Genomic DNA, 14,492 nt, shown 5'->3' on the forward strand with positions numbered 1-14,492 from the left:
TAAAGGTATTTTGTGAGCATTCGTTTTAAGGTCATTCTGCCATATTTGCTATTAACGCTCCTCGTCGCAGTGACAGGCGCTTATGTAGTTACACGTCTTGTCTCCAATTCTCTTGAAGAACGTCTTTCGAATCAATTGCTCGAGGCAGGACGCGTCGTCTCCGATTCCATGGCGCGAAAAGAAATTGACCATTTCCAGGATGCACGTGTCATCGCCTTTACACGCGGACTGGGCGAAGCGTTAAAGAATGGGGATACAGAAAAGATCATATTACTGGCAAAGCCAGCCGCGGGTGGGCTGAACGTCGAAAGTCTAATCCTATTTGATGGTCAGGGACGTGAAGCGCTTCACATCATCAAACAAACCAACAATTCAATTCAGGATGTCACCATGCTAGGGGCTCAGACCAAATTTTCAATGGTCAACGAACTGCTTGGCGAGAACAATCCTGAGAGTCTCCCTCGACGCGTTTTATCAACTGACCCCGTGGATGGACGTCAATATTATTTCACAACCATTCCCATCGCCTTCGAAAATAATGTTGTCGGTGCGGTGATGGTAGGCACATCGTTAAACACATTGATGCCCGAATTGAAAGCCACATCATCCTCTGATGTTATTTTCTATGCCAACAACGGACAGGCGATTGGATCTACATTCGGGGTCAGCACTACAGATCCTCTCCTTCTGCAAACTCTTTCCATCGGAACAGATTTCTTCAACGAAGTCATCAACCAGGATAATTCTGTACAAGGCAAAAACTTCCAAGTGGATGGGCGCTATTACCGCAATGGGTTTGGCCCACTAAAGATAGCCAACGACCGCATCGCCGTGTTCGCAGTTGTCCTACCTATGCAGTTCGTTGTTGAACAAAGTTCAGTCAACCGCAACAACTATATCTTCCTATATTCAGCCGCAATGGTCGCCGTGATCTTGGTAGGCTATCTCATTGCCCGCATAATCATCAATCCACTTTCCTCATTGGTAAAAACTTCGCGCGCCATCGCAGATGGTGACTTGACCAAACGCACTGGCGTCAAAACCAACGACGAGATCGGCAAACTAGCCGACACATTCGACGAAATGGCCGAAAGCCTGCAACAACGCACTCAGGATCTGGAAAAATCCAACGAGACTCTCGCACAAATGGATCGTACCAAGATCCGTTTCATTCAAGTCTCTGCACATGAACTGCGTACCCCTCTGACTCTTGTGCAGGGGTATGCACAAATGGTCCAGCTCAAAGCCAAAGACAACAAGGCCTTTGAAAAATACGCCAAGGGCATCATGGATGGCACAACACGCATGGTGGACATTGTTGACAACCTCCTAGATGCTTCGAGAATAGATAGTCACCTTTTGGATATTTCTCCCTCCGATGTTCAAGTCATAGATCTAATCGAAAAAGCACAAAAAGCATTCGGTGAATCTCTCAAGGAGAGAAATATCGCCTTCTCCACCGATGGCATAGCAGAACTTCCAACCATTCAAGCCGACAAAGGTTTGCTATACAAAGTCTTTTATCATGTCATTATGAACGCCATCAAATACACACCCGATGGCGGTTCCATTGCCATTAGCGGCCATGCCTTTCACGATGGCAATGGTCAATCGGAAGTTGAAGTCCAGATCAAAGATACCGGCATCGGCGTGGACCAGCAAGACCATGAACTTGTCTTTGAAAAGTTCTACCAGACCGGCGATGTGCTCCTGCATTCCTCAGGTAAAACAAAATTCAAGGGAGGCGGACCCGGTCTTGGTCTCGCCATCTCACGCGGCATCATGGATGCCCACCACGGTCGCATTTGGCTGAAAAGTCCCGGCCACGATGAAGAGACCAATCCCGGTACGACAGTCTTCATTCGCCTGCCGGTAAGCGGAAACGCATAAGATGAGCGAAAGAACGGCCCCACCGAAACAGCGACGGCGTGATTGGGTCATCATCCTGATCATCCTCCTGCTTGGATTCTTATGCGTGATCATCGCAGGACAATGGGCCATCCGCTTCTCCCCTACCTGGAAGCTGGATACCAATATGGCGTCGAATCTCGACCCCAACAGTGACTTCCTCACGAACCGACCTGTCAACTACATCGAACCCCTTGACCCATCCATTCTCACACAGCCGGTATGGGTCAATGTCTTTCTAACCCCGGGCGCATTGTTCGATACCCGCACACCTGCGCCCACTGTTTCAGCCGCGCCGATCACACCACAGACAACCATAACAGCAGCAGTACCTACACAAACTTCAGCAACCACCACCATTACAGCAACTCTTCCAGTTGCTACTAAAACATCTCCCTATATTCCACAACCTACACTAACACCTACTCCCATAAAATCTGTTGACCTACGAATCACAAAAACAGACGGGGCCACAACCTATACCGATGGTTCAACCATCACCTACACTATCGTAGTCAGCAATAACGGACCTAGTAACGTGACCGGTGCAACCGTGAGCGACGGTCCCAAACCATCTCAAATAACAACTTGGGGATGGTGTGTTGCACCATGTACCCCCACGGTAAGCAGCGCCACAAATCTTAGTACCACGGTCAACATTGCATCAGGGGCCAGTGTTACCTATACAGTGCGAGCCAACATCAGTCCTAGCGCTACAGGGACTTTGACCAACTCTGCTTCCGTGAATGCGCCTCTCAGTTACGTAGAGACCGACTCAAACAATAACTCAGCGACAGATACAGACAGTTATGTCCCATCCACTATTTCTGTGGATTTGGGAATCACAAAAACAGACGGGGCCACAACCTATACCGTAGGCTCGACCGTCACCTACACTATCGTAGTCAGCAATAACGGACCTAATAACGTGACCGGTGCAACCGTGAGCGACGGTCCCAAACCACCTCAAATAACAACTTGGGGATGGTGTGTTGCACCATGTACCCCCACGGTAAGTAACGCCACAAATCTCAGCACTACCGTCAACATTGCATCAGGGGCCAGTGTTACCTATACAGTGCTAGCCAATATCGATGCCAATGCAACAGGAAATTTAAGCAATACTGCTTCCGTAAATGCGCCTCTCGGTTATACAGATACCAACTCAAGTAACAACATTGCGACCGATCCCGATACCCCTGTCTTCAATTTGGACTTGCAAATCACAAAAGATGATGGCGTCACGACTTACATACCCGGCTCATCGGTCACATACACCATTATCGTCTCCAATGCCGGCCCCGCGAATGTGACCGGTGCAACAGTAGCTGATACATTCTCATCCTCCATAACTGCAACTTGGACCTGTTTGGCATCCACCGGTGCAAGTTGCACAGCAAGTGGAAGCGGAAGTATCAACGATATCGTGGATATTCCTGTTAGTGGTTCGTTGACATATACAGTCAATGCCAGCATCGCATCATCGGCAAGTGGGGTCCTGTCCAACATGGCAACAGTCACAGCCCCCAGTGGATACACAGATACCAACCCCGCTAACAACTCCGCCACAGATAATGACAACCAGAGTTCATCGGCAGACCTTGAAATCACCACCCATACAGATAATTCATCACATTATGTTCCAAATGCCGTGAAAACATATACCATCGTCGTTGCCAATGCAGGGCCATCCAATGTCACTGGTGCGACATTTACAAATAATTTCAACCCAACACTTAACGCAAATATCACCAGTTGGACTTGCTTAGCGACAGGATTGGCAACATGCACGACAAGCGGCGGAGCAGGCGATATCATTGATGTAGTTAACATTCCCGCTGGCGAATCCATAACCTACGCTGTTTTCGCGACGGCCATAGGGACGCCTTCCGGCGATCTCGTGAACACGGCCTCAATAAATTCAACTCTTGATGTTGATACCAGTACTGATACAGATATTTTGTTCGTCTCTTCCGGCACATCAAACGGAGGAAATATCGGCACAACACAAGATAGCCAAATTGATGTTCTGCCTTCGGGAGGTTCTCTCATCCTCACCTTGAGTTCCCCAATTACAATAGGAACACACCCAGGAGATGACCTGATCTACTACGAACAGGACCTTGGCGGCTATATCGCCATGGACTGGATCATTCTGGAGGTCAGTGACGGTTCCAACTGGTATACAATATTCAATTGGGGAGATGGCTCTCCAAACCCCGGCACGAACGTAAACGTTGTAACGACACCGGCAAACACAGCGGATTGTTCTGGTGAAGCCGATAACTGTAATATCGATGGCGCATTCCCCTTGGCGGACTACCTTAACAATAACATTTATTCAGGCATCACTATCAACATAGATAATTTCGGCATTCCTGCCGGTACCGTGATACGATACATCCGTATCACTGCCCCTGCAAGTGATGTGCCCCCCGATGGCGCTGGCATTGATGGTATTTATGTAACCCCATAACCACTCTATTTAAATCAAAACAGGTAAGTCGGAGGAGTCGACTCACCTGTTTTGATTTAACCGTCCCGAAGATCTATCGGGGCGTTCCACCTACTACTGATTATTCTGTGCCGGGGGTTGTCCATTCATCGGGCCATTACCGAAACCTTGTCCGTGATGGCCACCACCGAAACCCATGCCAAAACTACCGGGCTTCCCGATGTAACCCTTATCGAGCCCTTCCAATAACCAGTCGGCATTCGCTTGCGTGATCGTGCCGTCTTTGACAGCCTGCGCAATATTGTCACGCATCTCGGTCACATGCACAGCCTGGATCGCCGCCTGAACATCTTCGATCTTCACACCAGCCGTTGTAGCGAGGTCTTCAAGCGTTTTGCCTTCCTTCAATGCGGCAGACACTTCATCAGCCGTCATACCAAGCACCTTCGCGGCGGCTTCCAATTCAGCGGTGCCAAGCCCAAAGCCACGACCATCACCGGGTCCACGGCCCCCACCCAAAGGTCCAACAGGAGGCGTTTGTCCCTGTGCATACGCCGCAGTGGCACCGATCACACCCACTACCAGTAAAGCGGCAAGCAATCCACCGATCACGATCAAATATTTTTTAGTCATTGTTATTCTCCTTATTTATTGGCTGAACCACGTTCAACCTTGACCCTATGATATTGGATGGGTGTTATGAGCCTGTGATGCAGATATGTGGAAATTATGTGGAACGAATTGACCACCCTGCCCGTCCCAACTACAATCAAAATATTCAAACAAGGAGAGGAAACGCATGGGATCTATCAGAAAATTTATACCGGGGATTTTTCTACTCATCTTTTTGATCGCTGGCTTTCAACTTTTTCGCATCTATCGGCAACCGCTCGGGGCTCCCATTGGCCTGCCTACGCCTACGAAAAACCTTCAACCTACACTGACAGTTTTTCCGCTGGAAACTCTCAACACGCCCACCGAAATTCAATCGACAGCCACCGCCACTCCACAGCCTTTGTGTGGCGGGCCAGCCGTGATGAACCTTCTGGCCATCGGCTCAGACTCGCGCGGCAACCATTATCTGTATGGGCTGGCGGATATCATCCGCCTCGTGCGCGTGGACTTTGTCAATGCGCGTGTGACCATCCTCGAAGTGCCGCGTGATCTGTGGGTGGATATTCCCGAGATCGCGGAACACTATGGCATCACGCAAGGAAAGATGAATCAAGCATATCTTTACGGCAACGAGGGACTTGGCTATTACGATGGTCCCGGCGAAGGCCCCGGCCTGTTAGCCCGTACGTTGAATCTCAATCTTGGCGCGCAACCCGATCACTACATCGCGGTCAATATGAAGACGTTCGAAAACATCGTCAACGCGGTCGGCGGCATTGACGTGTACCTGCCCTATGAGATCACAACGCGTTCCAAAGAGAATCCTAAAGGCTTTGCCATTCCACCCGGCCAGCATCACGTGGACGGTGAGACTGCGTTATGGATCGCACGTGTTCGGCAATACAACGTCTTCACCCGCGCCGAAAACCAGAACATCGTCATGTGCGCACTGCGAAAGAAACTCCTCAGCCCGTCCACTATAACGGCTGTCCCTGAATTGATCTCCACCTTTCAACGGTACGTTCAAACCGATCTCAGCCCCGAACAGATCAACCAACTTGCCTGCCTCGCGACCCAAATGCACGGACAAAACGTGGTCTTCGCCAGTTTCCCCATCGAACTATTCAAAAGCGTCAAACAATTCGACCCACAACTGGGCGACACCACATCCATTCTGGATGCGGACAAGAATGTTCTACGCGATTACATTGACCGTTTCCAACAAGGCACGTGGCCCGATCCCAATGTCATTGTTGATGCCACCCCATCACCCGATCAAACGAACGCAGAATTTTCGTGTGAGGATTAAGATGTTATGTAGGGAACGGCAGCTGCCGTCCCCTACGGTGCAATGGTTATATAATCTCTACATGAGATCCCGCCGTGAACGAAAACCCATGCGTTTGCCAGAATATGATTATTCCTTGCCCGGTGCATACTTCGTCACGGCCTGCACAAAGGACAGGGGATTTCTATTTGAAACATCAGACTCCAAACTGGCTGTTGAATCTGCATGGCAATCTGTTTTGGATGTGTTCGCCAACATTGAATTGGATGCGTTTATCGTGATGCCCAATCATATTCATTGCATTCTTTGGATACTAGGGGAAGGTTCGTATCGTTTGCACCCCGGTACGTGGAAGAATGATTCCATTGGTAGGGGTGGGCAGCTGCCCACTCCTACGGAAGCAGACACAAAATTTGAAACATTGAGCAATATCATCGGGGCATTTAAAACAACAGCGGCAACACGCATCAACAAATTACGTGGTCTTGTGGGAGTGTCTGTCTGGCAGAAGAGTTTTTACGACCGTATCATCCGTAATGAATTCGAGTTGGAGAAAATTCGGGAATACATTCTCTATAATCCTGTGAAATGGGCAGAGGACCGCGATAACCCAGCCAACGCAAAATTTGGGGTGCCGGCGAAATCCATTAATGATTATTGGAATGAGATATTCGATTTACATTCGTAGGGAACAGCAGCTGCTGTTCCCTACGAGGTTATGACCTTGACCCTTCCCCCCTCCCGTTCTACAATTCAAATAGATTGACGACAAAGAGGGTGCGCCGCACTCTTATATCCCCAGGAGACAAAAACAATGTCCGATTATTTATTTCGCGGAAACCTTGCCAAGCTCGACCCTGATGTGTATGAACTGACACAACTCGAAGCCGAACGGCAGGCCCGCAAGTTGATTCTGATTGCGTCCGAATCCACTGCGCCGATGGCAGTGCGTGAGGCGTTGGCTTCTGCCTTCCAAAACATCTATGCGGAAGGCTACCCCGATGAAGAGACTCGCTGGATGCACGAGGAAGAGATCCTCGATTACCCGATGCGGTTGGCACATTATCGTCGTTACAGTGACCCGCGCTACTACAAAGGCGTTGAATACGCGGACGTGGTCGAGGCGCTGGCTCGCCGACGCGCGGCAGAGACTTTCGCGGCGAACGGATATTCCGCAGATCAGATCTATGTCAATGTGCAGGCGCTTTCGGGCGGACCCGCCAATAATGCGGTGTATCACGCGTTGATCGACCTCGGCAGTACCGTGATGGGACTTAACCTCTTGCACGGTGGACACCTCTCACATGGTTCATCGGTGAATCGTTCAGGGAAATGGTTCAAGGCGGTGCATTACACCATTGATGAGAACGAACGTATTGACTATGAAGCCATCCATGAATTGGCGATGGAACACAAACCCAAGTTGATGATCGCTGGCTACTCATCCTATTCATGGATGCCCGATTGGGAAAAGTTCAGAGCGATTGCCGATGAAGTGGGCGCGTACTTGCTCACAGACATCTCACACATCGGCGGGCTTGTTGCGGCGGGCGTTGTGCCTTCACCGATTGGACATGCGCATGTAGTGATGTCCACCACGCACAAATCGATTGACGGGCCACGCGGGGCAGTCATCATGACCACGTACCCGGAGATCGCGAAGAAAATTGACAAAGCCGTCTTCCCCGGTGAACAGGGCGGACCACACGTCAACGTGTTCGCGGGGTTGGCATTGACGTTCAAATTGACGCAGACAAAGCAATTCAAGCAATTGCAAGAACAGACTCTCAAGAACGCCAAAGCGATGGCAGACCAATTCACCAAGCGCGGACTGCGCGTGCCATTTGGTGGTACGAACACACACCTCGTCAATGTGGATTGCACGAGCATCGTCGGTGAAGATGGCACGAAACTCAGCGGTGACCAGGCCTCACGCATTTTGGATATCGTTGGTGTGGTGATCAATCGCAACACGATCCCCGGCGACAAGAACTCGATGGACCCGAGCGGAATTCGTTTGGGGACGCCGTGGATCACACAGCGTGGCTTCGATGAGAAGAAGACTCGCGAGCTGGCAGACATCATGGCGGATGTACTTCTCGCATGTGCACCACACAGCGTGGACACCGTCCGCAAGGGCAAACAGCGCCGCGCAAAGTTGGACTTCAAAGTATTGAACGATGCCAAGTTGAAGATCCGCAAGCTGACGGAGAGCGCAGGCATTGACTTTAAGTACAAGGCACATGGGTATCCGCACTTCTATTACATTGACGATAAATCCACGACTGGCGTGTTTGAGATCACCGGTTACCGCGTGCGGCAGATGTTGGATTTCGCTGTGTCGTCTGACCTGAGCGCGTTGAAAGAAGGCGAGTCACAAGCAACGACGATCGCTACTCCAAAAGGAGTTGTGAAAGGCACGCTCACTTGCGTGGACATGGGCGCATACTTGTTGCAAGTGCCCGTTGCAAAAGCTGGTGTCGTTGCTACGTGGTTGCGCGATCTATCTGATGGGTACACATCGTTCAATTTGGATGGCAAAAAAGATTTCAGTGCAAAGAGAATGCCTGGCCCTTCGTTGGTCACGGATTGGAAAGCGGACAAGCGCATCGGTAAGAAGATAGCGGTCAAGGGTGAAGAAAAAGTTTGGTATGTTGGCATCGACTCAAAGTCCAAGAAAGAGGCGCTGCCGCCCTTTGTGTGGAATGAGGTCAGTGAGGTAGGGGCGGATGGTCATCCGCCCTTACAGAAAACAGCGCTGAATCAAGTCCATCGAGACCTCGGCGGCAGGATGGTCCCCTTTGCGGGTTGGGAAATGCCTGTGCAGTATTCGGGTATTTTCGAGGAGCATCTTGCCACGCGCAATGCGGCGGGCTTGTTCGATGTTTCGCACATGGGCGTGTACGATGTGCGCGGCGCGGATGCGGCTTCGTTTTTGGATGCGGTCTGCGGCAATGACTGCGGCGGGCTGAACCCTGGCGAGAGCCTTTACACGCATTTCCTGACGCCCGATGCGGATGTGATCGACGATACGCTCGTCTATCGCCGCGGCTGGGATGATTATCTCGTGGTGGTGAACGCGTCGAACGATGACAAGGATCGGACGTGGCTCGAAAGCGTGCGCGATGGAAAGGTGCGGATCGATAACGCGCGTCCTTCTGCGCGGACGTTTGGGTACAACGCCGAGATACGGAATCTTCGGGACGCCTCTTCTGGCGACGCCATGCGCGTGGACATTGCCCTGCAAGGACCGAAGAGCCGCGACATTCTGTTAGCGATGGGCGTGGACAGTGAATCACGTGAGCGCATCATGAAGTTGAAGCGGACCGAGTTGTGCGATGCGGTTGTTGGCGGATTTGACTTGATCGTCTCACGCACAGGTTACACGGGCGAGAAGATGGCGTTCGAGTTGTTCGTGCATCCCGAGCGTGCCGTGGACTTTTGGAATGCGGTCTTGAAAGCAGGCGAGCAGTACGGAGTCAAGCCGATCGGTTTGGGCGCAAGAGACTCATTGCGCACCGAGGCGGGACTTCCGTTGTATGGTCATGAGATGGGATTGGGTTCAGGTAAATTTGACGGCAAAGATTTAGGTGTCGCCGAAGGCGGATTCGGTTCGTACGTCAAAACATACAAGCCGTGGTTCATCGGTCGCGATGCGTATGTGGCGCGCGAGAAAGAGCGCAAGGGAGTCGTCATCCGCTTTACGTTCGACGAACAACGCACGCGTATGGCGCACAACGGTGACCCTGTGGTCAACGAAAAAGGCGAACGCATTGGCTTCGTCACCTCCTGCGCCATTGACGGACAGCGCTTCATCACAGGCCAGGCATACGTGGACTTGGCGTACACGAAGATCGGCACGCCCATCGGTATCCATCAAGGCGGGAATACGGAACGTCCCGCTGGGATGGCGAAGGTGGTGAGCAGGTTCGCGAAGTTGTAATAAATTGGTATAAATAATAAATGGGACAACCTGATATATGTAGGTTGTCCCATTTATGTTATCTAAATCCCACGTTAACTAGATCGAATTTTGTGATGGTTTTTTCATGGGGTGCTATATACCTTCACGCTTGTGATGTCGACTGTGAATGGACCCGAATACCAGAAGCGTGTATGGAGGGTGCCAACTGAAGCATTGGAGTTGAGCCCGGGGAAGTTCGAGAGTGGAATGCAAGCTGTCTGCACTCCATTCAAGCCATTCTGCCCATAGTTGGACAAACTGACATACTTCCAACCTGACTGGTCAAAGATGATCGCTGATGCATCGCCACCAAGAGCATTCAATCCATGCAAATCATAGGTGGCACAAACCCTTACCTTACCTTGCAAGGCATTAGAACTAATACTCTGGTAAAGCTCTGCAGCGCCATTGTTCCCAACCAAATGCCAGGGTTGAGTCAGTAATTCAGTCCCTGAGCTAGCAGTGGTAGATGTTGGCGTTGCAGTCTTTGTAGGGCTGGAACTTGGAGTTGGAGTTCTTGTTTTAGTGGGACTTGCCACTGGTGTTGGTGTCTTTGTTTTGGTAGGGGTCAGTGTTGATCCAACAGTTGCAGTTGGCAACGGAGTATTGGTCTTTGTTGGTGTGAAAGTCGGAACAGGTGTAAAGGTGCTGGTTGGCACCAGAGTGGGCGTTGATGACGGTACCAAGGTTGCAGTTGGCAATGGAGTGTTGGTCTCTGTCTGTGTAAAGGTTGGAACCGGTGTAAGCGTATTGGTTGATGCAAGAGTGGGCGTTTGGGTGGAATTTACTTGCGAGACAATATTCACGCTGTCGATGTAAACACATCCTTGATAAGGACTACTGCTTCCAATGTGGAAACCAAACCGATGTGTGGGTGTAACAAAACCTAAACCTGACAAATCCCAAGTCAATGTTGTCCATGTTCCAGGTGTTAGTCCAGTGAAGGAAGATTCATACCATCCCCAGTTAGCATCCAGAAGATAGATTGATGAACTAATATCATTGTATCCGGCAGGCACATACAACCTTGCTGTAATAGTGTCGCCTGCGGTTACCTCCTTGTCCACAAAAGCATAACCATCATCCCATCCTCCCCCTGGAAAGTTGGATGTTGCGCACAGTGAGTGGGTGCCCAAAAAGGCATTGCTGGTTGTGTTGGTAACACTTGTGATTGATTCTACGCTCGACCAGCCTTGTGTAGTTCCTCCTTCAAAACTGTACAATGAAGAATCGACTGATGGCTGATTTACTGTTCCAGTCGCAACTGGCGTTGAAATGGCTATTGGCGTAGGTGTGGAAATCAAGGTGTTTGTTGGGGTCGGAGAATTCACTCCAGAGGTGACATTCACACTATCAATGTAAACACATCCTTGGTAGGAACTACTGCTTCCGATGTGAAAACCAAACCGATGTGTGGGTGTAACAAAACCTAAACCTGACAAATCCCAAGTCAATGTTGTCCATGTTCCAGGTGTTAGTCCAGTGAAGGAAGATTCATACCATCCCCAGTTAGCATCCAGAAGATAGATCGATGAACTGATGTCAGTGTACCCAGCAGGCACATACAACCTTGCTGTAATAGTGTCACCTACGGTTACATCCTTGTCCACAAAAGCATAACCATCATCCCATCCTCCCCCTGGAAAGTTGGATGTTGCGCACAGTGAGTGGGTGCCCAAAAAGGCATTGTTGGTTGTGTTGGTGACACTTGTGATTGATTCTACGCTCGACCAGCCTTGAGTAGTTCCTCCTTCAAAACTGTACAATGAAGAATCAGTTGACGACTGATTTACTGTTCCAGTCGCAACAGGTGTTGAAGTCGACATTATGGTTGGCGTCAATGTCGGAGTTGGGGTATTGGTAACGGGCAAATTGAGTTCTTCTGCTGAGGGTGAAATGCCTGTTTTCACATTGCCCCAACTTTTCTGAAAGTAATTAGCCGGGATGATTTGATTCCCGAAGCCGGGTCCAGACATGGCTAATTTCCATGGACCACAATTAACCCACATGTTGCGAGCGTCCATCCAATGCCAGCCTGCTTTCAAGTCCAGCGAACCTATCGTCGCCCAGCGTTCTCCAGTGTAACCATCAAAACGTCCTACTTCGACACCGTCGATGTATAAGCGATATCCGTCGTTGGTATATACATTAAAGGTCCAGTTACCTGTCGATGGTATATAGATGCGACCTCTGTACTTGTCTGAATCGTCAAAAGAGCTATTAAGTTTGGTATTGTGATTCAATGGTGACTCACAACTATTATTGAAATCTATAGCCTGATTGTATTCCCAAGTTCCGCCCCACGACTCCCACCACTTATCACGGTACATATCAACATACCAGCCATTTGGCAAACTGAAAGTTGGTGGAACACCTGCGCTTGGGTTTCCATAATACAGGTAATATGACGTATCAGTTCCGGGATAAATATCTGAGAGCAATTGGAACTCGACATCCCAGCTAGACGCATAAATACGCTGCACTTCCTGCCATGTATTTGCGGAAAGACGTCGAACAACTCGTAGGTCATTGTGATCCGCGCGTATTTTCCCTTCTGCGACCAGAGTTTCTAGGTCTATCCCGTCAACTTTAATGAGCATCCCAGCTTTCAAGTCATCATTCGTCGTAATTACCAATGGGCGTCGGTATAAGTAGGTGCTATCCCATGAATATCCTGTTTGGATCGGAAGTGCTGGAATAGACTGAGGAACGGATGTAGGCTGTTGAGGATCGTATAATGGTGGAGACAGAGTAAAGTGTATGGTATTCCCGAAGCCACTCTCTGCACCACGGCTATCTCTAGCCTTGACATGCCACTGATAACCAAAATATTGACCATAGATAGTAGTTGGACGCCAACAAGTTCCGTTGATCCAACCACTATTATCTAGCACGGCACTCTGATAAATCTCAGCATAATATTGGACCGAGTCACCATCCGGATCGCCAACAGCACTCCAACATAATTCGGGAGCTTGTTGGCTGTGAATTTCAGCCCAATCGTTGGGGGCCAGTGGTGTGGGGGATGAAGGGGCACGATTCGGCATCCCCACACTAATATGAATAATCGCTTGAGGTCCAATATGGTTTCCGCCAACCCGCAATTGCCAAACAACTTGATAATTGCCAGGTGAATTCGGCGCCGTCATTTGAAAGCCAGCATCATTACTTACATTAAACGTATAAGTCTGTCCCGTGCCAACGTAGCTCTTGACAGCTTGAACCGGCCAGGCACCAAGTGTATTGCTCTGATCTTCAGGCGTAGCATGGAGATGGTCGCCACGTGCAGGGTCAAGATAGCCAGAGGTTACACGAATTGTTACCGATGGGTTGAATTTTTCTCCAGGCTGAACATTATGATTGGAAACACTTACCAACTCAATACCGTTTTGAGCAGGCGGTGGTGGGTTTCCTACGTTAAGCCATATAATTGATGCTTGTTGGGACTGTCCAGCAGTCAGATTGGCTGATACTTGGCCAGAAATGCCATTGATGGTAGCAGAGATTGTTACTGAACCAGCAGGCACACTATCAAACCCATAAGCTCCCGATGTATCTGTAGTAGTTGTAGATGTAAACGCACCATTTGAAAGGGTCACATTAGCGCCGCTAACCAACTGGCCTGAAGAATACTTAACTAATCCTCCAATTCCTCCGCCTAACCAACAATGTAACTGTAACAGATTATCAGGGTGTTCACTTATATACAGATCGGAAAAACGAGAATCTAAAGGGTCTAGTAGCCATCGTTTCTCAACAAGTACACGATAAGTATTTGCTGGTACTATATTTCCATTCCACGTGTCTGTCCCAGGTTCCTGAACCACCCAATCGTCTACATCAGATTGAGGAAGCCAACTTTGATTAGTAAATACATGTATGGTTCCATCTTCTTTTCTAACAAACATAGGTGCAGGCGAGGGGATATGCAAATCAATAAAATAATGAGGTTCGGGGATATTTAAAAAGTTTGGTATCCGTACCGAACCTTGTCTAGCGGAGTCTACCAGGCAAGTGCCTTCATATTGAGTTTGGATAACTGGGTTTACTGGCAAAGGTACACCTGTCATTCCAAGTGTAGAAAATAACATTCCTGTGAGTACAATTCCTTCCATGAATTTACGCATCAGAGAAACCCATACAACTTTTTTGCTAGGCTTTGATTTATTAGATATGTTCATGTTGTTTCTCCTTCAAATGTTATAGCTGGACAATTAGTAAATTATCATCAGTTGCATAGTACTCCTAAAAGTTTTTTTGTG

Annotated in this window: 7 protein-coding genes; 5 read left to right on the plus strand and 2 right to left on the minus strand. The window is 49.3% G+C overall.

The annotated features are described in order from the left end of the window. Window positions 1–12: 12 nt before the first annotated feature. Both IPP66_03085 and IPP66_03090 read left to right on the plus strand, forming a co-directional pair. Entirely contained in the window at window positions 13–1,890 is a 1,878-nt protein-coding gene (locus IPP66_03085) for a HAMP domain-containing protein (protein MBK9924253.1), read from the plus strand. Window position 1,891: 1 nt separating this feature from the next. Continuing rightward, window positions 1,892–4,384 (plus strand): DUF11 domain-containing protein, encoded by a 2,493-nt coding sequence (locus IPP66_03090; GenBank protein MBK9924254.1) that lies wholly within the window; start codon window positions 1,892–1,894, stop codon window positions 4,382–4,384. Between the two features lie 93 nt (window positions 4,385–4,477). Here IPP66_03090 and IPP66_03095 read toward each other — a convergent pair whose 3' ends face one another. After that, window positions 4,478–4,996, minus strand: a complete 519-nt coding sequence (locus IPP66_03095) for a hypothetical protein (protein ID MBK9924255.1) — start codon at window positions 4,994–4,996, stop codon at window positions 4,478–4,480. A gap of 166 nt (window positions 4,997–5,162) precedes the next feature. On the opposite strand from IPP66_03095, the gene IPP66_03100 reads away from it, so the two are divergent. From IPP66_03100 to gcvT, 3 genes are all read left to right on the plus strand, one after another. Then, window positions 5,163–6,287 carry an LCP family protein gene (locus IPP66_03100; protein ID MBK9924256.1) on the plus strand — a complete coding sequence of 375 codons (1,125 nt, stop codon included), beginning with the start codon at window positions 5,163–5,165 and terminating at the stop codon, window positions 6,285–6,287. 88 nt (window positions 6,288–6,375) lie between these two features. Next, a complete protein-coding gene (locus IPP66_03105; protein MBK9924257.1) occupies window positions 6,376–6,954 on the plus strand; it encodes a hypothetical protein in 579 nt (192 codons plus the stop codon). 126 nt (window positions 6,955–7,080) lie between these two features. Then, a complete protein-coding gene (gcvT, locus tag IPP66_03110; protein ID MBK9924258.1) occupies window positions 7,081–10,209 on the plus strand; it encodes a glycine cleavage system aminomethyltransferase GcvT in 3,129 nt (1,042 codons plus the stop codon). A gap of 104 nt (window positions 10,210–10,313) precedes the next feature. Here gcvT and IPP66_03115 read toward each other — a convergent pair whose 3' ends face one another. Next, window positions 10,314–14,411, minus strand: coding sequence for a carboxypeptidase regulatory-like domain-containing protein (locus IPP66_03115; protein ID MBK9924259.1), 4,098 nt, complete (start codon window positions 14,409–14,411; stop codon window positions 10,314–10,316). Window positions 14,412–14,492: the final 81 nt, after the last annotated feature.

It is taken from the genome of Candidatus Defluviilinea proxima (genome assembly GCA_016721115.1).
In the GTDB taxonomy this organism is placed as follows: Bacteria; Chloroflexota; Anaerolineae; order Anaerolineales; family Villigracilaceae; genus Defluviilinea; species Defluviilinea proxima.

Bases quoted from the DNA above. Each gene is read 5' to 3' on its own strand.
- IPP66_03095 (MBK9924255.1), bottom strand. From the start codon at position 4,996: ATGACTAAAAAATATTTGATCGTGATCGGTGGATTGCTTGCCGCTTTA.
- IPP66_03115 (MBK9924259.1), bottom strand. From the start codon at position 14,411: ATGAACATATCTAATAAATCAAAGCCTAGCAAAAAAGTTGTATGGGTT.
- IPP66_03100 (MBK9924256.1), top strand. From the start codon at position 5,163: ATGGGATCTATCAGAAAATTTATACCGGGGATTTTTCTACTCATCTTT.
- gcvT (MBK9924258.1), top strand. From the start codon at position 7,081: ATGTCCGATTATTTATTTCGCGGAAACCTTGCCAAGCTCGACCCTGAT.
- IPP66_03090 (MBK9924254.1), top strand. From the start codon at position 1,892: ATGAGCGAAAGAACGGCCCCACCGAAACAGCGACGGCGTGATTGGGTC.
- IPP66_03105 (MBK9924257.1), top strand. From the start codon at position 6,376: ATGCGTTTGCCAGAATATGATTATTCCTTGCCCGGTGCATACTTCGTC.